At 37.3% G+C, this 18,767-nt stretch carries 20 protein-coding genes; 7 read left to right on the top strand and 13 right to left on the bottom strand.

Features of this window, described 5'->3' with window-relative positions; all coding sequences use genetic code 11:
* Window positions 1–31: 31 nt before the first annotated feature.
* From SB679_RS10505 to SB679_RS10530, 6 genes are all read right to left on the bottom strand, one after another.
* Window positions 32–907, bottom strand: coding sequence for a pirin family protein (locus tag SB679_RS10505; RefSeq protein WP_410702210.1), 876 nt, complete (start codon window positions 905–907; stop codon window positions 32–34).
* A gap of 270 nt (window positions 908–1,177) precedes the next feature.
* The gene (locus SB679_RS10510; RefSeq protein ID WP_410702211.1) at window positions 1,178–1,981 is read right to left on the bottom strand and encodes a helix-turn-helix domain-containing protein; all 804 of its coding nucleotides are present in this window, start codon (window positions 1,979–1,981) and stop codon (window positions 1,178–1,180) included.
* A 182-nt stretch (window positions 1,982–2,163) separates the two neighbouring features.
* On the bottom strand, window positions 2,164–2,742 hold the full coding sequence (locus SB679_RS10515; RefSeq protein ID WP_410702212.1) for a Crp/Fnr family transcriptional regulator: 579 nt from the start codon (window positions 2,740–2,742) through the stop codon (window positions 2,164–2,166).
* Between the two features lie 9 nt (window positions 2,743–2,751).
* The gene (locus tag SB679_RS10520) at window positions 2,752–3,063 is read right to left on the bottom strand and encodes a hypothetical protein (RefSeq protein WP_410702213.1); all 312 of its coding nucleotides are present in this window, start codon (window positions 3,061–3,063) and stop codon (window positions 2,752–2,754) included.
* Window positions 3,064–3,198: 135 nt separating this feature from the next.
* Window positions 3,199–3,492, bottom strand: coding sequence for a GNAT family N-acetyltransferase (locus tag SB679_RS10525; RefSeq protein WP_410702214.1), 294 nt, complete (start codon window positions 3,490–3,492; stop codon window positions 3,199–3,201).
* Window positions 3,493–3,849: 357 nt separating this feature from the next.
* A complete protein-coding gene (locus SB679_RS10530; RefSeq protein WP_410702215.1) occupies window positions 3,850–4,644 on the bottom strand; it encodes a hypothetical protein in 795 nt (264 codons plus the stop codon).
* A gap of 566 nt (window positions 4,645–5,210) precedes the next feature.
* On the opposite strand from SB679_RS10530, the gene SB679_RS10535 reads away from it, so the two are divergent.
* The 5 genes from SB679_RS10535 (at window position 5,211) to SB679_RS10555 (ending at window position 11,335) form a co-directional block, all read left to right on the top strand.
* Window positions 5,211–6,209, top strand: coding sequence for an EamA family transporter (locus SB679_RS10535; protein ID WP_410702217.1), 999 nt, complete (start codon window positions 5,211–5,213; stop codon window positions 6,207–6,209).
* A gap of 22 nt (window positions 6,210–6,231) precedes the next feature.
* Window positions 6,232–7,260: a methionine ABC transporter ATP-binding protein gene (locus SB679_RS10540; RefSeq protein ID WP_410702218.1), complete on the top strand. Its 1,029-nt coding sequence runs from the start codon at window positions 6,232–6,234 to the stop codon at window positions 7,258–7,260.
* A complete protein-coding gene (gene metI, locus SB679_RS10545; protein WP_410702220.1) occupies window positions 7,253–7,909 on the top strand; it encodes a methionine ABC transporter permease MetI in 657 nt (218 codons plus the stop codon). The genes SB679_RS10540 and metI overlap by 8 nt, the downstream gene beginning before the upstream one ends.
* 54 nt (window positions 7,910–7,963) lie before the next feature.
* Window positions 7,964–8,773, top strand: a complete 810-nt coding sequence (metQ, locus tag SB679_RS10550; protein ID WP_410702221.1) for a methionine ABC transporter substrate-binding lipoprotein MetQ — start codon at window positions 7,964–7,966, stop codon at window positions 8,771–8,773.
* 351 nt (window positions 8,774–9,124) lie between these two features.
* Window positions 9,125–11,335 carry a glycoside hydrolase family 3 C-terminal domain-containing protein gene (locus SB679_RS10555; RefSeq protein ID WP_410702503.1) on the top strand — a complete coding sequence of 737 codons (2,211 nt, stop codon included), beginning with the start codon at window positions 9,125–9,127 and terminating at the stop codon, window positions 11,333–11,335.
* A gap of 257 nt (window positions 11,336–11,592) precedes the next feature.
* Here the strand turns inward: SB679_RS10555 and SB679_RS10560 are convergent, their stop codons facing one another.
* From SB679_RS10560 to SB679_RS10570, 3 genes are all read right to left on the bottom strand, one after another.
* Complete coding sequence (locus SB679_RS10560; protein ID WP_410702222.1) at window positions 11,593–12,153, bottom strand: DUF2652 domain-containing protein; 561 nt, start codon at window positions 12,151–12,153, stop codon at window positions 11,593–11,595.
* Window positions 12,154–12,243: 90 nt separating this feature from the next.
* On the bottom strand, window positions 12,244–12,999 hold the full coding sequence (locus SB679_RS10565; RefSeq protein ID WP_410702223.1) for a metallophosphoesterase: 756 nt from the start codon (window positions 12,997–12,999) through the stop codon (window positions 12,244–12,246).
* Between the two features lie 70 nt (window positions 13,000–13,069).
* Window positions 13,070–14,458 carry an MFS transporter gene (locus SB679_RS10570; protein ID WP_410702224.1) on the bottom strand — a complete coding sequence of 463 codons (1,389 nt, stop codon included), beginning with the start codon at window positions 14,456–14,458 and terminating at the stop codon, window positions 13,070–13,072.
* A gap of 143 nt (window positions 14,459–14,601) precedes the next feature.
* Here SB679_RS10570 and SB679_RS10575 point away from each other — a divergent pair, with 143 nt between their 5' ends.
* Window positions 14,602–15,072 carry an Lrp/AsnC family transcriptional regulator gene (locus SB679_RS10575; RefSeq protein ID WP_410702225.1) on the top strand — a complete coding sequence of 157 codons (471 nt, stop codon included), beginning with the start codon at window positions 14,602–14,604 and terminating at the stop codon, window positions 15,070–15,072.
* Between the two features lie 510 nt (window positions 15,073–15,582).
* Here SB679_RS10575 and SB679_RS10580 read toward each other — a convergent pair.
* The 4 genes from SB679_RS10580 to SB679_RS10595 form a co-directional block, all read right to left on the bottom strand.
* Complete coding sequence (locus tag SB679_RS10580) at window positions 15,583–16,485, bottom strand: PhzF family isomerase (RefSeq protein WP_410702226.1); 903 nt, start codon at window positions 16,483–16,485, stop codon at window positions 15,583–15,585.
* Window positions 16,486–16,506: 21 nt separating this feature from the next.
* The gene (locus tag SB679_RS10585; RefSeq protein WP_410702227.1) at window positions 16,507–17,295 is read right to left on the bottom strand and encodes an SDR family oxidoreductase; all 789 of its coding nucleotides are present in this window, start codon (window positions 17,293–17,295) and stop codon (window positions 16,507–16,509) included.
* 4 nt (window positions 17,296–17,299) lie between these two features.
* The gene (locus tag SB679_RS10590) at window positions 17,300–17,659 is read right to left on the bottom strand and encodes a RidA family protein (RefSeq protein WP_410702228.1); all 360 of its coding nucleotides are present in this window, start codon (window positions 17,657–17,659) and stop codon (window positions 17,300–17,302) included.
* A gap of 261 nt (window positions 17,660–17,920) precedes the next feature.
* Window positions 17,921–18,307 carry a Fur family transcriptional regulator gene (locus SB679_RS10595; RefSeq protein WP_410702229.1) on the bottom strand — a complete coding sequence of 129 codons (387 nt, stop codon included), beginning with the start codon at window positions 18,305–18,307 and terminating at the stop codon, window positions 17,921–17,923.
* A gap of 87 nt (window positions 18,308–18,394) precedes the next feature.
* On the opposite strand from SB679_RS10595, the gene SB679_RS10600 reads away from it, so the two are divergent.
* Window positions 18,395–18,733, top strand: coding sequence for a MerC domain-containing protein (locus tag SB679_RS10600; RefSeq protein WP_410702230.1), 339 nt, complete (start codon window positions 18,395–18,397; stop codon window positions 18,731–18,733).
* Window positions 18,734–18,767 lie beyond the last annotated feature (34 nt).

The raw sequence follows: 18,767 nt of genomic DNA on the forward strand, positions 1-18,767 counted from the left end.
TTGAATTTCTATCCTGAAATTCTCCCATTGATTACATCGTCATTGGAACTTCCATCAATAGAATTTCAGTTCCTTCGGTTGTTGATTTTATATTCAAATCTGCAATATCCCAGACTCCAAAACCGTCTCTTTCTTCTACTTTCTGCTCCTCGATCTCCGCATTTCCTTTGATGATAAAGGCATAGACTCCGTTTCCTTTTTTCTTTACCTGATACTGTGTTTGAAAATCCTTTTCAAAAGTTCCCAAATGAAACCACGCGTCCTGATGAATCCAAACTCCCTCGTCATCTGCATTGGGAGATAAAATCTGTTGAAATGTATTCTGTCTTTGTGCTTTATCCAGCGTAATCTGGTCATATCTCGGAGCCACATTTCTTTTTTTAGGATAGACCCATATCTGAAGGAATTTTACTACACGGTCACTGTTTCTGTTATATTCACTATGCATGATTCCCGTTCCGGCACTCATCACCTGGATATCTCCACTTTTGATCACTGCGGCATTTCCCATACTGTCTTTGTGCTCCAGATCGCCTTCTAAAGGAATACTGATGATTTCCATATTATCGTGTGGATGGGTTCCAAATCCTCTTCCTCCTTCTACCTGATCATCATTCAAAACTCTCAATACTCCGAAGTGCATTCTTTCGGGATTGTGGTAGTTGGCAAAGCTAAACGTATGATTGCTCACCAGCCATCCGTGGTCGGCTTTTCCTCTTGAATCCGCTTTGTGAATCACGGAATTATCTTTAATTTTAGAATCAGGATTGGGTAAATGATTATATCCGATCGGCTCTAACGGCTCGATTTCATCGATCTCATTTTTCATGGTATTTCCCAGTGAAGCTGATGCTACAAACATTCCTGTTCCTAATAATCCTTTCTTTAAAAAATCTTTTCTGTCCATATCGTTAGTGATTGTTTGATTTTGATAAGACAAATGTAGGGCGATGAAAAATCCTGTACATTTAACTAGTTTAATAAATTGCTTAAATGTGAAAAAATTTCCTCTCGCTGATCTTGTAAATTTTGAAACATCTTTTAGTGATTACACGTTTTGATTAATAGTTGTACTCTCGCTGATCTTGCGGATTGAGCAGATTTTTCTTTGGCGAAAAGAACGATGAAGATGATTGAAACTGATAGGAAGTTTTTTGGTTGATTCTTGTTTTGAGTATCAAATAATATGACCATCAGACGCTTGTTTCTCGCGCTTTGTTTTCCGGGCGAATGCGGCGGGTGTCATTCCCGTATAGCGTTTAAATTCCCGGCTTAGATGGGATTGGTCTGTATACCCCAGTTCATGGGCTAAACCTGCAAGATTGGAATCCGGGTACAGCCATAAGTGATTTCGGACCTGTTCAAAACGCATCAGAGCAGATACATCTTTCACGGTATAACCTGAGGATTGCTTAAATTTCCTTTCCAGTGTACGAATGGTCGCGTGAGCTGATGCAGCTATCTCACTTACCGGCAGCGTTCCGTTAGCCACTCTCATTGCAGTTCCTGCTTTGAACAGCATGGTGTTAACACCTACCTGAGACCGTAAATTGATAAAGTATGCTGTGACCAAAGCAATGGCTTTTTGTATTTGCCCGGCCTGGATCAAGGGATATAATTGGAACTGCAGATCGGTCACCGGATGTTCCAATAAGTGCAGCCCGTCTTTGCCGGATGGCAGCCCGAGGAGATCAAAAACCGTCCATGGAAAGCATCTTATACCAATGATTTCCATGGTATCTTTAGTATTGAAAACAGCCGGCTGATTGAGGAGCCCCATAATAAATGGTGACGGCAGCGGGTGGAGAACCTCATCATAAGAAATACTTAACGTACTCCCAAAATGAAAAATAATTTCAGCATAGCCATCGGGTACCACTTCAAAATCAGACGGTACTTCTCCAAAGTCCTTTCTGTTGTACCAAAAGCACTTTACGGTATCCTGAAGTTCAACAGGCGCTTCAAATTCTTTGTGTTCCATTTTAAAGATTTGAAATTTTCAGCATTACATTACAACCAGATGAGTTCTCTGCTAATTTCGCTGAAAATCAACAGCAATTTATACATTATATTTTCTATATCAAAACAGAAAAACCCAATCACTATGTAATGATGAGTTCGAAACCTTTTCATAGATATTTTGTAAAATAATAATGGCAGCACTTATTTACTGGCCAGCCGTTTCCTGATGGTGCTTACAAACTCTTTTGAAACTCCTAAATAAGAGGCAATATAATACTGCGCTACTCTTTGAGGAATCGTAGGATATACTTTGACGAATTCTAAATACCGGTCTGATGCACTTTTTGAAATGGTATTGACTAACCGGTTCTGAAGGGTAACCAGATTTCTCTGTACCAGCATCCTGAACACCCGCTCAAATTTCGGAATTTCCTGAAGGAGTTTTTCTTTTGTCTGCGGATTCAGCATGAATATCTCCGAATCTTCAATGGTTTCAATATATAAATGAGAAGCTTTCTGATCCTGAAATGACGCAATATCACTGATCCACCAGTCTTCAATTGCAAATAATATAGTCACTTCAAAACCATTATCATCAAGGTAATACACTCTTACACAACCTTTGTGGATATATCCTTCAAACTGGCAGATCTCCCCTTCCCTTAATAAAACCGTTTTCTTTGGAAAAGTCTGGCAGGACAGCAAATCGGTGAAAAATTTCTCTTCTTCACTGCTGAGGTCTATAAAACGGGTGACATTCTTAATGATATTTGCAAACATAGAACAAGTTTAGGGCTGCAAATTAGGAAAAAGACTGTAAACTTCGTTCTTCAACAGTCCGCTTCCACCACCATAATGGTCAATTACTTTAATTTCCTTGCCGGAATTTTTGCAAAATAGTTTAATGTCCTTTTCAAATTCTTCTTCTAGACCGGAACTTAGCAGGACAATATCTACATGATTTTCCTTAATATACTGATAACATAAAGCTTCGTCATTTTGAATTTCCGCCTGCCAGCCTTCATTATTTTCTATAATCCGTTGTAAGGTTTCCAAAATTTCCTGATTTTTCCCGATGACCAGGAATTGTAGTTTTTTCATTGGGTTGATGGTTTTTTGGTTGTTCGTTGATGGTTGTTAGTTGTTGGTTCTCCTAATCTATATTAATAGTTGATACTCTGATGTCTGATGTCTGATGTCTGATGTCTGAAATCTAACCTCTTGATTCTTTAAATCTCACTCTTCTTTAAACCATACATCATTATATTCTTCCGGATGACGCTTGAATTGTAAATGAACATACGGACATAACGGTACAATTTTCAAGTCATTTTCTCTGGCATGGGAAACGAGTCTTTCCAGCAATATTTTTGCAAAACCTTTGCCTTCATATTCGGGATTAACTTCGGTATGATAAACGATCAGTTTTTTCCCGATGATGGAAATATCCATTTTACCTGCTTTGATATCATCTGAGAAAAGCTGGATTTCTCCTTTTCTGCCTTCCATTATTATTTCTGTTCTTTCCATTTTTTTATTGGTTGTTGGTTGGTAGTTGTTGGTGTTTGGTTTTTAGTGTTTAGATCTTGATCCTTTGTTCTTAGTCTTTATTAAAATTAATCGTCTGATGTCTGAAATCCTGATTCTCAAATCTTGATTATTAAATATGAAACTAAGATAAAAGTCGAGATTGATTTTTTCATAATCACAATTGCAGTGATAGATACAGTCCTGATATTCTATTCTGTTTTGCATGTTGTTTTATTTTGATGCTAAATTACAGCGGTTACAGATCCTGTACATTTAACTAGTTTAATAAATCAACAAAACATTCATTTATATTGGAATCTATCCTTTTACAACATGAAACTATTTTACATGGTATACTTAAAAGGATTCCCTATGAACTTCAATGGAAACTGTTCTTGTCTTTTCATCGATGTAGACGCTATAGTTTATTTTATTTTTAACAAAATAGATCCTCCATTGGTTTTCTTCAAAATCCTTATCAATATCCAGTTTCAAATTCATCTTTAACAAACATTCTGCAACATCATCTGTAGCTGCGTGCCCAGCCTTAGGGATGATCAATAATTGCTTATTTTCATAGGAAACAGATCTGCCTTCATAATAATTCACGTCCGGAAGTTTAGGGATCTGGCGGTCTAAATCCATTAGATAGATTTTCATTATTTGAATTAATACGTCGCGAAAAGAAATTGCATATTCAAATTTTTCAGTTTCTATATCTTTCCCGTTTCTTCTATGTGTGTTTTCTATCGGAAGCCGGAAATTAGAATGTATTTTAGGAACCAATTCGGAGAATAATTTTTCAGAAGATATAAGATATCCGGAATAGTCATACATATTCCTTTCTGTAATTTCGCCTTTAAGCCCCATATAATCGGAGAGATAGACTTTATTTTCAGCATAGGTTTTATTTTTATTGCCTGAGGAATAGTTTATACAATAGGTCGAAATATCATGGCTTTGTTTTGAATTTATTTCAACACAACCTTTGTTAGGTTTTGAGATGCTATACTCAGCTGTATCTATCGTTTTTAAGGAATTGAGTCGATTGATATTCAATATATTATTTTCTGATAATTTTATCCCTTTATGCGATTGACAGGAAATAAGAACTAAGTATAGAAAAAATATGGAAGTGAATATTTTATTCATGAAAATCATTTTAACTGCGGATTATTTTTAAAGGTCTTCTTCAATTGAAAATACCCGATTCTATATAGCCTTGTGCTGCTTCTAATATAAGTTTATTTTAGGAAAACTTTGAAGGTGAAAGAGGTTAGCCACATGTAAATATTGTGAATTTCACGATAATAGCAGCCTGATTCTTTTAGTATTAATCATATACAGTAAAATTACATTTTCTAAATTGATTAGTTCACTTTCATAATTACATAAAATAACAATTTTAAACAACTAATAATCAACCCATTAATCATTAAGTAAAAAAATATTTTACACAAAGTCTACTTTTTTAGTGGACTAATAAAAATATATGTCTTATATTTGCAACCGTATTCAGGAAATAAAGTAATGAAAACAGCATTGAACAATAATTCAGCAAAAAAACATACCATCGCGATCATGATGATGGACTGCTGTATGCCTGTATTTCATGACTTCTTCTGTGGTTGACCTTACTTTTATATGACATATTTTTAAAGGCCTTACCACGTTGTAGGGCCTTTTTTATTTCAATGAACAACATTAAAAACATAGCAATGACTCACTCTAAGAATAGCTGGCTGATTCCCGTCGCATTCACCAATATTTATGTAATCTGGGGGATTACATTTTTAGCCATTTCTTTCGGATTAAAGGGATTTCCTCCTTTTATACTTTCCGGATTCAGATTTTTAGCAGCAGGGATACTGATGTTGGGATACCTTACCGCAAAGGGAGAAAAAGCCAATTCAGTTGTTAACTGGCGAAAAAACGGCATCACGGGAATCCTGATTCTTACCGGAGGAACCGGACTTGTCGCCTGGGGAGAACAGTACATTACAGCTTCTGAAGCAGCAATTACCATTGCTACAGGACCGTTTTGGTTCATTGCCATTGATAAGAAAAACTGGAAATATTATTTTTCAGATAAGTTTATTCCCATAGGTCTTGTCATAGGTTTTATCGGATTGATTTTATTTCTGAAAGGAAGTGTGAACGCGAATGTCCATCATTCAGGGATAAGCAGTTCTCTTAGAATTACCGCATTTATTGTTTTGGCAATAAGTTCTGTGGTCTGGGTATTAGGTTCTTTATATTCCAAGAAAAACCCTGCCGGCCACTCTACTTTTATGAATATTGCCCAACAGCTGATCATTGCAGGAATCGCTTCTTTTATCATTGCTTTTTTCAGAAAAGAATGGGATCATTTTTCAGTTACCGGAATTCCATTATCCGCATGGCTGGGATTATTATTCCTGATTTTCTTTGGCTCTATTATCGCTTATCTATCTTATATATGGCTGTTATCGGTAAAACCTGCGGCTTTAGTAAGTACCCATACGTATATCAATCCAATCGTAACAGTCATTGCTGGCTGGATTATTGCTAATCAAACGATCAACGGAAATCAGCTGTATGGCTTATCCGTCATATTAACCGGAGTTCTTCTTACGAATATTACCAAATATTTCAAGCTTTCAAAACGGTCGAAAGTAAAAATCAGAAAAGTAATAAGATATCTCAACAAGAATAACAGACCTTATCAACCTATATAAAGTACAAGTAATTATCTATACCATGATAGAAATAAAGAACATTTCCAAAACATTTCATCAAAAAAAACAGTCTTTTAAAGCTCTGGACGACGTAAGTCTACAGGTTGAGCAGGGAGATATTGTGGGCATTATCGGCTTTTCGGGAGCCGGAAAAAGCACCCTGATCCGTACGGTGAATTTATTGGAAAAGCCAGATGAAGGACAGATCATTATTAACAATAAAGATTTCACAACATTAACCTCCAAGCAGCTGGCGAAAGAACGTAAAAAAATAGGAATGATCTTTCAGCACTTTAATCTGCTTTCTTCCAGAACGGTTTTTGATAATATTGCCCTTCCTCTGGAACTGGATCACATTCCTTCCACGGAAATCAAGAGAAAGGTTAATGAACTTCTGAACATTGTAGGACTTGAAGATAAAGCCAACGAATATCCCAAAAGTCTTTCAGGAGGGCAAAAGCAAAGGGTCGCCATTGCAAGAGCACTGGCCAATGATCCTTATCTTCTGCTTTGTGATGAAGCCACCAGTGCGCTGGATCCGGCCACAACGCAATCGATCTTACAGCTGCTCAGGGATATCAATCAGAGGTTAGGGATTACCATCTTACTGATTACTCACGAAATGGATGTTATCAAGGCAATCTGCAATCACGTAGCCGTCATAGACAAAGGAAAACTACTCACCAAAGGAACACTCAGTGAGATCATTTCGGACCGGGAAAATCCGATTATCAAACAATTTATAAACTCAGGCATCATGACTATACCTCAGGAATTCAACAAAAAACTACAGAAAGAGCCTCACGAGGGGTTATTTCCATTGATCGAAATCGAACTTAATGAACATATCAGCGTTGAAAAACTACTTTCAAAGATTTATGACGAATACAAAATCCCTTATAAATTATTAAAAGCTGATGTAGAATATCTTGGAGATTCCAATTTCGGGAAATTGCTGCTGCAGCTTCAGGGGGAAACCGAAGACAATCAAAAAGCGATCTATTATTTCAACCAGAATAACATTCAAAATACAGTAAAAGGATATGCTTAGTGATTCAGTAATTTCTCTCTTATCAAAGGGAGTTTGGGAAACCGTTTATATGACTTTTGTTTCAGGATTTTTCGGATTTGTATTGGGACTTCCTGTCGGCATTCTTTTGTTTTTGACGAGAAAAGGACAACTGCTGGAAAATGTCATTTATCATAGGATTGCTTCTATTTTGGTTAATATTTTTCGGTCTATTCCATTTATTATATTAATTGTCTGGATGATTCCCTTTACAAGAAGCTTAGTGGGAACATCAATTGGGGTTAATGCCGCTTTGGTTCCGTTAAGTATCGGAGCAGCTCCTTTTATCGCCAGACTGGTAGAAAACAGCCTTCTTGAAGTTCCTCAAGGTTTGATCGAAACGGCAAGAGCTTTAGGTGCTTCGCCATTTCAGATCATAAGAAAAGTACTGCTGCCGGAAGCCCTTCCATCATTGATTAATAATGCAAGTATTACCCTTATCACTCTTGTCGGCTATTCTGCGATGGGCGGAGCTGTGGGTGCCGGCGGATTGGGCCAGATCGGATATCAGTATGGCTATATCGGATATGATGTGGTAATTATGAATCTCGTACTGGGCCTACTGGTAGTATTGGTCTTTGTGATCCAGTTTGCAGGTGATAGATTGGCAAAGCGTTTTGATCACCGTTAATCATTACATCACCATAGAAACAAATAATTGTAATTAAAAAATAAATAATATATAATGAAAAGAATAAAGATTCTTAGTGTACTGGCTGCCGGATTGCTGGCTTTCAATGCGTGTAATTCAACCAAAAAAGATGATCCTAATTATATAAAAGTAGGAATCACGTCAGGACCGGAACAGGAAATCGCAGAAACCGCTAAAAAAGTGGCAAAGGAAAAATACAATCTTGAGGTGGAACTTGTTTCATTCAATGATTATGTGGTTCCTAACGAAGCTTTAAATAACGGAGATATTGATGCCAATGCATTTCAACATAAACTTTATCTTGAGGAACAGTCTAAACAGAGAGGTTACAAACTGGCTGCGGTAGGAAATACTTTTCTATATCCGATTGTAGCGTACTCCAAAAAAATCAAAAAAATCAGCGAACTTAAAAACGGAAGCACAGTAGTCATTCCAAACGATCCTACCAACGGAGGACGCTCCCTTCTTTTATTACAGAAAAATGGACTGTTGAAACTGAAAGATAATGTAGGACTTCTTCCCAAAGTCACAGATATTGCTGAAAACCCAAAACAGCTGAAAATTGTAGAAATTGAAGCACCTCAGCTTCCAAGAGTTTTGGATGACAAGGAAGTCGTTATTGCCATCATCAATAATAATTTTGCAGCGCAGGCAGGTCTGGATGCCAATCAATTCGGGATTTTTAAAGAAGATAAAAACTCTCCTTATGTCAATCTGATTGTGGCAAGAGAAGATAATAAAAATGCAGAAAAAGTTAAAAACTTTGTCAAAGCCTATCAGTCTGATGAAGTGTTGAAAAAAGCCGAAGAAGTTTTCAAAGGCGGTGCCGTGAAAGGCTGGTAATTCTATTATGAATAGTATTGGGTACATTATAAACGATCTTATATCTGTTATAGTGTATCCTTTTTTATTTTTCTGTTTCTGTGACTCATCAAGTCTTTTTAATCAATCAAAAAAAACACATCCTTAATTAAAGCTTACAAATAAAGGTAACAACAGCTTCCATCTTCTAAATAAAAGCTGCAATTCTTCCGGTAAAAACTTGGTTAGAAATAACCATTTGTTGATAAATATTATTTTCTCAATATGAGATAATAATATTTTTGCTTATTTTTGTTACGAATCAATAAAAAGGTTTTTATGTTAAAGAAAACTGCCATTGTAAGTTTATTCACTCTTATTTCCGTTTCTTATATGGCTCAAAATAGTACCAGTCTACCCGTTTATTTAGATGAATCCAAACCTGTAGAACAGCGTGTTCAGGATGCCCTTTCCAGAATGACGCTGGAAGAAAAAGTAGCAATGCTTCATGCTCAGTCAAAATTCAGTTCTCCGGGAGTTCCAAGATTAGGAATTCCTGAATTCTGGACCACTGACGGACCTCACGGAGTTCGCCCGGAAGTAATGTGGGATGAATGGAACCAGGCAGGCTGGACGAATGACTCTATCATTGCTTATCCAGCACTGACGGCATTATCTGCTACATGGAACAAAAAAATGTCCTGGAATTACGGAAAAGCATTAGGTGAAGAAGCCCGATATCGAAAAAAAGACATCCTTTTAGGCCCTGGAGTTAATATCTACAGAACACCCCTGAACGGAAGAAACTTTGAATATATGGGCGAAGATCCTTATCTGACCTCAAAAATGGTTGTTCCTTACATCAAAGGAGTACAATCCAATGGTGTTGCAACTTCTGTAAAGCATTTTGCCCTCAATAACCAGGAAATGTTCCGTCATACAAGCAATGTAACAATTGATGACAGAACGTTATATGAAATTTATCTTCCGCCTTTCAAAGCTGCGGTTACAGAAGGTGATTCATGGACGATTATGGGAGCGTACGACATGTACAAAAACCAGTATGCAAGCCAGAATCAATACCTGTTGAATGATATTTTAAAAGGAGAATGGAAATACAAAGGCGTTGTTGTTTCAGACTGGGGCGCTGTAAATAATACGGAACAAGCCATCCACAACGGATTGGATCTTGAATTCGGGAGCTGGACCAACGGACTTTCTGCCGGAACCAAAAATGCTTACGATAATTATTATTTAGCAAAACCGTATCTGGATTTAATTAAATCCGGAAAAGTAGGAACCAAAGAGCTGGATGATAAAGTAACAAGACTGCTGAATTTAGCCTATAAAACAACGATGAACCGAAACAAACCTTTCGGGAATATCGCTTCTGACGAACATCAGGCAGTTGCCAAAGAAATCGGTGAAGAGGCGATTGTTTTATTGAAAAACCAGGGGAACGTTCTTCCTATTAACCTTGCTACCACCAAGAAAATTGCAGTGATCGGAGAAAATGCCATCAAAATCATGACGGTTGGCGGTGGATCATCTTCTTTAAAAGTAAAATATGAAACCCTTCCGTTAGATGGAATTAAAGCCAGATTCGGAAAGCAGGCTGATGTGCAGTATGCAAGAGGATATGTAGGAGATATCGGCGGTGAATATAATGGCGTGAAATCCGGTCAGGATTTAAAAGATACCCGTTCTGAAGCTGAATTACTGAATGAAGCGGTAGAATTGGCTAAAAAATCAGATTTTGTGGTTTTCGTCGGTGGATTAAACAAAGCCGACTTCCAGGATAGTGAAGGTAACGACAGAAAAAGTTACGGACTTCCCTACAATCAGGATAACGCAATCGCTGCATTGGCTAAGGCCAATAAAAATCTTGCTGTAGTTCTTGTGTCTGGAAACGCTGTGGCGATGCCCTGGATCAAAGAAGTACCTTCTGTTCTTCAGTCCTGGTACCTGGGTTCTGAAGCAGGAAACTCTATTGCCTCTGTACTGGCTGGAGATACCAACCCATCGGGGAAACTTCCCTTTACATTCCCTGTGAAACTCGAAGATAATGCAGCACATCAATTGGGCGAATATCCTGGGAACAAAGAAGAGTTTGCCGCGGGAAAAGGAAAAGACCAGCAGCATCCGATCAATATTACTTACAATGAAGGAATTTTTGTAGGTTACCGTTGGCATGATACCAAAAAGATCAAACCTCTTTTTAGTTTCGGACATGGATTGAGTTACACCACTTTTGAATTCGGAAAAGCAAAAGCAGATAAAACGGTTATTGCTCCGGATGATACAATCACCTTCTCTGTTACCGTTAAAAACACAGGAAAAAAAGCAGGTGCCGAAGTAGCACAGCTGTATATCAGCGACCTGAAATCTTCCGTTCCACGTCCTGCAAAGGAGCTGAAAGGTTTTGAAAAAGTATTTTTGAATCCGGGAGAACAAAAGGAAGTCACTTTCACTATCGACAAAACGGCGCTAAGTTATTTTGACGCTGACAAACACGACTGGGTTGCTGAACCGGGTGATTTTGAAGCACAGATCGGAAACTCTTCGGATGCTATTAAAACAAAAGTAAAGTTTACTTTGAAATAATTTAAAATTTAGAATCATTACAGCAAAAGAGCATCATTTATTGTGCTCTTTTGTTATTTTTATCCATCAACAGAAATTCATCTTACATTTCATATTTAGAAGCGATCAATGACATAATTTTTTCAGAAATGATACATGATATTTCAATCTTTGATAGTATCATTTGATACTATCAAAGATATATTGTTAACCTTTCTTGGTCATAAAAAAATGCCCGAATTTCTTCGGGCACCGCATAGCAATTGACAAGGAAAAAATTAAATATGCTGTTCTACTTTTTCAAAATAATGAATCACTCCTACTTCCGGAATGGAGTGTGTATCAGCCGTACATTCATTTTCATAATTTCTGCTGTTCTCTAAAAATGAATTACTGAACAATACATAGGAAGGCTGCTCGGCAAATTCATTTTTAAGGAGCTGATGCGCTTCTACGATGGTCTTACCGTATAACTTTTTAAAGTGTCCAATTGTGTATTGCGAAAACTTTCCGTAATGAACAATAAATTTCAACGAAAGGTCAATAGTTGTGCTTAAGGTTTCATTGAGTTCTTTGATTTTAAGGTTAAAAGCATCCTGCATCTTACACAGCATGTTAGAAATATTCCGGTAGGACGGATTTTTTTCATACCGGTAAAATAAGATCGCATCTCCTTCTATTTCTGAGATCTCAAAATACTGGTTATTCATATCGATAAGTGTGGAAAGGAGCTGTCTGACAATGTATTCTCCTGTATATAGTTTTGTATTGAATACAAATTCGGTAAATCCATTGAGATCCGGAATAAGTATGATACCCTCTTGTATATTTGCATTCATAGTATATGTTTTAAAACCTGTTGTATCTATAGACGCAACAGGTTTTATTTTACTTTATACCATCCGAATCCTACCGAGTGGTAGCCGCGATCAATGATCTTTAACCTCAACAATCAATTCCTTTTCATAGCCATTGTATTTTTCGTCAATATAGCCATGAGGGTTACAGATCACTTCAGTATCGCCAATGGTGTACCTGCAAGGAGTATGAATGTGCCCATGGATCCAGTACAATGGCTGATATTCCCTGATCATATCTTCAAGGTTGGAAGCATAGGCAGCCGTAAGCGGATCTTCTTTGTAATGTTCCGAAACTGATCGGATACTGGGTGCATGATGGGTAATAACGATATTTTTGAGGCCTATTGAATTTTCAAGACTTTCTTTTAGCCATATTTTAGAGAGCTGATGGATCTTAAAAGTATCGATGGTCCTCATTTTTGAATAGGAAGGATCGCGTCTGATCATTTTGTAATCATTCATTTTGGGCTGACAGAGCATTCCGTATTCTAGAGGGTTTCCAAAAATTGAAAAATCCGTCCATAGGGTTGCTCCATGAAACCGCATTCCGTCAATATCTACGAAATCATTTTCAAGCACGAAGATGTTTGAATCTTTTGCCGCTTCTTTTATTTTATGTAAAGTTTTCGGATAAGAGCCTTTATAATATTCATGATTTCCCAACACATAGAGCACCGGTTTATTGGGAATTTTATTTTTGATCCATTCAATTCCTTTTGTTCCCAGATTCACATCACCAGCCAATACAACAACATCTGCATGATCAAAAGAAAGCTCTGTACTTCCAAACTCCTGGTGAAGATCGCTGATGATTTGTATTTTCATAATGCAAAAATAAAAAGAACCGATTTATTTCAACCGGTTCTTCTTTATTTATTTTATTTCAAAGTTATCTTTAGGAAACTGCCATTTCAGCTTTTTTGCTTTTTAAGCTTTTCATAATAAAGTAAAACAATAGGCCGAGTGCTGACAGTGCATAGCCGATAAGAATGATCAGACTAAGACCACTTACGGCATATTCTGACGGAAATATCTGGCTCATCAACGTCATGAAAGACAATCCGATTCCTGCACCCAGAAAATAACTGGTAGAGCTTAAACTGGAAGCCACTCCGTAATCTGAAGGATCCACATCCTGAATTCCCATTACTGAAAGTGCGGTAAAGCAAAAGGTCATTCCTACTCCTGAAATACAGGCCGCTCCCAACAACACTACTGTAAGTGGATGGCCGATATATACGGAAATCAATAAAAATAAAGCTCCGGCAAGCATAAACATCCATCCTAAAATTCCCATTTGTGATGAATTGAATCTCTTGGAAACATGAGGCAGGATAAATTTCGCCACCAACGCAGAGACAATACTGAATGGAACCAGCATTAAACCAGCCGAAGCAGCACTGTGATCCATATCTTTCTGCAGCATCAGGGAAATCAGGAACAAAAATCCTATAAAAAATGCCCCCAATGCAATGAAAACCATATTTGAAATCCTTAACGACCGATGTTTGAATACCTGTACATCAATCAAAGGATTGTTAACTGATCGCAAACGGTAGAAAACTGCTAATAAAAAGACTACTGAAAGAACCAGTGCCCCAATGATCAGAAATGGCTGCTCCTGGATATGAATCAGTTCATGAGCACCATATGTCAAACTTAAAAGTCCTAACACAAGCAGTAACCCGGATATAATATCTGTTTTTTGCCTCTCATTATTTTTCTCATCCGCAGGCAGGTACTGGTACGCACATACAAGGGTTATGAGAAGAATAGGGACATTGATGAGAAATACCCAATGCCAGCTGAGATAGGTGCTGATAATCCCTCCAATAGACAATCCGCTTCCTGAACCAATAGCCGCAAAGGAACTGAAAATCCCTATCGCCCGGTTACGCTCCTGTTCAGCTTTGAATGTATTGGTTACAATCGATAAGGCCGAAGGCATGATGAATGCCGCTCCCAATCCCTGCAAAGCACGGAAGATTGCTAACACCTCAAAGTTATGTGATAATCCGGCTCCTAAAGAAGTCAGCATAAAAATAAGTCCTCCTATAAGAAATACTTTTTTTCGGCCGATCTGGTCTGAAAGCTTTCCCCCAATAATCAGGAAACCGCCAAAAAACAGTACATATAAGGTCTGCAGCCACTGTACAGTTTCTGCCCCAATATTGAATTGCTTCTGGATAGCAGGAATCGTAAGGTTAATAATGGCAATATCCAACGCCTCTACAAAAGTTCCAACTGATGCGATTATTAAGATTAAGTTCTTCCGTGCTTCCATATGATTCAAATTTCCTGCAAAATTAACAATCGCAGGACATATGTAAAAATTATATGCTAAATTTGGAACAAATATGAATATTAAGAAATAAATAAAGAACAATTACACTTTTACCATTCACTAATTACTTAAAAACAGAACAAATGGCAACAGAAAATTATACTCCGGACGAGAAAGACCTCTCTATTTTACGGTTATTACAGAAAGATGCAAAGTTAAGCGTACGGGATATCTCGGCAAGAATCAATTTAAGCCCTACTCCAACGCACGAACGTATAAAACGTATGGAAAAGCTTGGAATCATTAAGGAATACACTGCGGTTGTAGATCGTAAGAAAGTGAATAAAGGCATGATGGTGATCTGTATGATCGCACTGAACGTTCACAATAAAAAAACAGCAGGAAAATTCATAGAAGAGGTCGGAAAACTGAAAGAAGTAGTAGAATTCTATAACATCAGCGGTGATTTTGATTTTATGCTGAAAATACTGGCTCCGAATATGGATGAATTCCATGAATTCTTCATCAACAAACTTTCTGAAATTGAAGGTATTGGACAGACCAAAAGCATCTTTGTGATGAATAGTATTAAAGAGAGTGGGCAGATTCTTTAAGTGCGTGCTATTTTTTATGATAACCACAAAGTCACAAAAGTTTTTAAACACTTTAGTTTTTTTTAAGTTTAAATGATTGCGTGTAGTAAGTTCAAATAAGATAAAAAATCAAAGATTTTTGTGATCTGCTCAATTCGCTAAATCTGCGAGATAATATTTAACCATAAAAGTCACATAACATTCTTTTGTCTTGAAACAAAAGAATCAAAAGTTCAAGACTTGGAAGCTTCCACTAAAAATAAATGTTGTTCTCTAAAAATTCTAAAACTTGCGCGAATACACTGTGTGTTCTTCGATTCAATATTGTTGTCGCGCTTCAGACACTAGAATTTTCTTAACGTTCACAACATTCATTTTCTTAACGCTCCAGCTCCCTAGGTCGCTTTGGGAAGCATTAAATATTTCAGTAAAATTATCAAACGTTGTCAATTTTATCGCAAATAAAATCCTTGCGCTTTAACTACGTCCGAATGAGAAAAATATTGCGCCTTTGCATTAAAACATTTACGATTACAAAATCAATTCAGTCTTGAAAATCACCACCGCATTGCCTTTGATTTTAATCTCTTTCGGGATATTATTTTCGCTGGTTACACTGACGTTGATCGTTCCAAGGCGGTTTATTTTTTCGCCCTGTTTAGCATTAAATTTAAAATAATTATCGTCAAAGCTCACAATCCTATTCTGAACCAGATAACCTCCCAAAGGGCCGTTCGCATTGCCGGTTACAGGATCTTCAGTAATTCCTATGGCTGGGGCAAACATTCTTCCATACGTCAGGGTTTCATCTTCGCCTGAATCTAACGTAAAAACAAAATAACCGTTGCAGCTGATACGTTCACTCAATAGAGCTAATTCCATTTGATTAGGGCTCAGTTTATTAAGTTTTTTCCTGCTCCTGATTCCAATCATCACTTTTGAATGTCCTGTTGAGGCGATTTGAATGGGACATCTTTCATCCAGATCAGCACGTTCCAATCCCAGCGCTTTAAGCAGTATCTGGGTCGTTTCGGTATTAAAAGCCGGACTAAGATCAAATTTCCCCTGCGTCATGATAATCTGATAATCGCCGTCTTGTTGTATGATTTCTATGGGAAGAATCCCGATTTTGGTTTTAATTCTGAACACACAGGAGTTCATTTTGGATTCTAACGCTTTTGCATAGACAGCAGCAATAGTGGCATGCCCGCAGATCGGAACTTCCGTCGTAGGAGTAAAATAACGGACTTCTGCATCGTAATCTTCTTCCGTGGGATGGAATAAAAAGGCGGTTTCAGAGTTGTTCAGTTCTCTTGCGATTAGCTGCATTTCATCGGAAGATAATCCATCTGCATTGATGACCACTCCCGCAGGATTTCCTTTGAATTTTTCTTTCGTAAAAGAATCGATTTGGTATACTGTCCTCGTCTTCATATGCTGCTTTAGTTTGTATTATTAATAAAGGCCTTTGTAACTGCCCCCATCCAGCGGAATACTGGCTCCGGTGAGATAGGCAGCAAAATCAGAAGCTAAAAAGGTAGCCAAATAGCCATATTCTTCAGGCTTTCCTAATCGTTTTACCGGAATATCCTCCACCTGCTTTTCTTCAATTTCGGCGATACTTTTTTGGGATTGCTCGGCTCTGTGGACATTCAGGCTTTTGATTCTGGCAGTATCAAACAATCCGGTCAGAATAGAATTCACGGTAATGCCATAAGACCCCACTTCAACAGAAAGGCTTTTGTTAAAGCTCAGCCAGGCTGTTCTCATCGTATTTGACAGGACAAGATTCAGGTTCGGTTCTTTTACAGTCATTGAAGAAACATTGATGATCCGGCCAAAAAGGTTTTGCTTCATGCTTTCAATGGCTTTTAGCGTGATAAAACAATTGGTTTCAAATAAAAGGCGGTATGCTTCATTAAAATCTTCAAGCGTTTTCTGATCAATGGTTCCTGCTTTTGGTCCATTGGTATTATTCACCAGAATATCAACGGTATGGTGTTTAAAATATTCGGTTACTTTTGCTTTACAATCCTCGAATTCATAAAAATCTACTACCAGATATTTGTGCTGCTGACCGGAAGAAGTTGAAAGCTCTGAAAGGACTTCTTTCAGTTTCTCTTCATTGCGTGCCATTAAAGTAACGGAAGCACCACATGACGCCATCTGCATAGCGATAGCTTTCCCAAGTCCCTGGGTACTTCCACCAATCAGAGCTTTTTTATTGGATAAATCGATATTCATACGTTTATTCTTTGGTTTTGAAATGGGCGATTCCTGAAATTTCTACAGAAGCATTGGCAGGCAGATCCAAAACAGCAATACAGGTTCTGGTAGGATATTTATTTTCAAAATAACTGCTGTAACGCTCGTTAAGGGCTGCATAATTCTTCATATCTTTCAGATAAATGGTAGTACTTACCAAATCTTCCAGCGTTAATCCATGTGTTTGCAGCTGTGTTTTAAGATTCTCCATAACCTGCTTCACTTCAGCATCAAAATTTTCATTGGCTAGTGTTGAAGATTCAGGGTTGATACCAACCTGGCCTGAAATAAATAACAGGTTATCAACTTGTAAAGATGGAGTGAAAGGCAATGTGTTTTTCATTTTTTGTTGGGCATTAAGTGTAAGGTTAATGAATAATAAAGGTACGAGAATAATCGTTTTCTTCATGTTAATTCTACAATGTGTTTTCAAAAAAGTCAATGTTAGCAACAGATATGTATTGTAAAAACTAGTTAGTTGTCACACTGATTTTTGATTTCCATCGGACAGGTACAAAAGTATATACTTCCTGTTTGTAAATACAGATACAGGTTTATTATTTAATATGGATACAGGTAACTCTTTCCCGTGTTGGATACATCTTTATGAACCAGAACATTTAGGACAAATCCCGCTGATCACAAAATTATAGGTAAGGGCCACAAAATGATCGGGAAGTGAAATCTTGGGAACTACATTTTCTAAACACGTTACCGACTGGCATTTTTCACAATTGAAATGAATATGATCATGCGAATGGCTTTCTTCTTTACACTCAGTGCATTTAGCGTAATTAACCACTCCATCTACATTAACGATCTTGTGGATTTTCCCTTCTTCTTCCAAGCGGTCTAATATTCGGTAGATCGTCACCCTGTTACAAAGGTCCCCTACTTTTTCCTGAATGGTATGATGAGACAATGCTGTTTCTGAGGCATTGATCAGATTCAATATCTCAGTTTTTGCCTGGGTATTTCTAACTTGCTTCATTTTTTAATGCAACAAAGTTGCTTTATTAAGGTTTTTATTTCTACTTTTGCAACAAAGTTACAATAAGAAATTTAAATCTTCTATTTTATGAAATCAAAAATTCTTGACGCAGTAGGAATTTCAGCTGCTGTATTATGCCTTATTCATTGTATTGCATTCCCATTATTACTTATTATTCCATTAGGTATTTCGCACAATCCCTATATAGACTTAGCTTTCCTGCTTATCGGTGGTGTTGTAGTTTACCGCGTTACCAGAACAATGAAAAACCGACGGTTACAATTTCTATTTTGGGCTTCGTTATTTTGTATTTCAATTTCTGTATTGGCAGATCTTATATTTGAAGTTCATATTCCTTTAATTTATCTGGGAGCAGCCGGATTGATCACGGGTCATATAATTAACTTTAAAAACCATAAACACTAAGTTAGAATTCGAGTTAAAAAAAATCCAATATACA

Source organism: Chryseobacterium sp. SIMBA_029 (assembly GCF_046535275.1).
GTDB lineage: Bacteria > Bacteroidota > Bacteroidia > Flavobacteriales > Weeksellaceae > Chryseobacterium.

Excerpts from the sequence above, each read along its gene's own strand:
- SB679_RS10505 (WP_410702210.1), bottom strand. The coding sequence starts at position 907 with ATGGACAGAAAAGATTTTTTAAAGAAAGGATTATTAGGAACAGGAATG.
- SB679_RS10510 (WP_410702211.1), bottom strand. The coding sequence starts at position 1,981 with ATGGAACACAAAGAATTTGAAGCGCCTGTTGAACTTCAGGATACCGTA.
- SB679_RS10515 (WP_410702212.1), bottom strand. The coding sequence starts at position 2,742 with ATGTTTGCAAATATCATTAAGAATGTCACCCGTTTTATAGACCTCAGC.
- SB679_RS10520 (WP_410702213.1), bottom strand. The coding sequence starts at position 3,063 with ATGAAAAAACTACAATTCCTGGTCATCGGGAAAAATCAGGAAATTTTG.
- SB679_RS10525 (WP_410702214.1), bottom strand. The coding sequence starts at position 3,492 with ATGGAAAGAACAGAAATAATAATGGAAGGCAGAAAAGGAGAAATCCAG.
- SB679_RS10530 (WP_410702215.1), bottom strand. The coding sequence starts at position 4,644 with ATGAATAAAATATTCACTTCCATATTTTTTCTATACTTAGTTCTTATT.
- SB679_RS10535 (WP_410702217.1), top strand. The coding sequence starts at position 5,211 with ATGACTCACTCTAAGAATAGCTGGCTGATTCCCGTCGCATTCACCAAT.
- SB679_RS10540 (WP_410702218.1), top strand. The coding sequence starts at position 6,232 with ATGATAGAAATAAAGAACATTTCCAAAACATTTCATCAAAAAAAACAG.
- metI (WP_410702220.1), top strand. The coding sequence starts at position 7,253 with ATGCTTAGTGATTCAGTAATTTCTCTCTTATCAAAGGGAGTTTGGGAA.
- metQ (WP_410702221.1), top strand. The coding sequence starts at position 7,964 with ATGAAAAGAATAAAGATTCTTAGTGTACTGGCTGCCGGATTGCTGGCT.
- SB679_RS10555 (WP_410702503.1), top strand. The coding sequence starts at position 9,125 with ATGGCTCAAAATAGTACCAGTCTACCCGTTTATTTAGATGAATCCAAA.
- SB679_RS10560 (WP_410702222.1), bottom strand. The coding sequence starts at position 12,153 with ATGAATGCAAATATACAAGAGGGTATCATACTTATTCCGGATCTCAAT.
- SB679_RS10565 (WP_410702223.1), bottom strand. The coding sequence starts at position 12,999 with ATGAAAATACAAATCATCAGCGATCTTCACCAGGAGTTTGGAAGTACA.
- SB679_RS10570 (WP_410702224.1), bottom strand. The coding sequence starts at position 14,458 with ATGGAAGCACGGAAGAACTTAATCTTAATAATCGCATCAGTTGGAACT.
- SB679_RS10575 (WP_410702225.1), top strand. The coding sequence starts at position 14,602 with ATGGCAACAGAAAATTATACTCCGGACGAGAAAGACCTCTCTATTTTA.
- SB679_RS10580 (WP_410702226.1), bottom strand. The coding sequence starts at position 16,485 with ATGAAGACGAGGACAGTATACCAAATCGATTCTTTTACGAAAGAAAAA.
- SB679_RS10585 (WP_410702227.1), bottom strand. The coding sequence starts at position 17,295 with ATGAATATCGATTTATCCAATAAAAAAGCTCTGATTGGTGGAAGTACC.
- SB679_RS10590 (WP_410702228.1), bottom strand. The coding sequence starts at position 17,659 with ATGAAAAACACATTGCCTTTCACTCCATCTTTACAAGTTGATAACCTG.
- SB679_RS10595 (WP_410702229.1), bottom strand. The coding sequence starts at position 18,307 with ATGAAGCAAGTTAGAAATACCCAGGCAAAAACTGAGATATTGAATCTG.
- SB679_RS10600 (WP_410702230.1), top strand. The coding sequence starts at position 18,395 with ATGAAATCAAAAATTCTTGACGCAGTAGGAATTTCAGCTGCTGTATTA.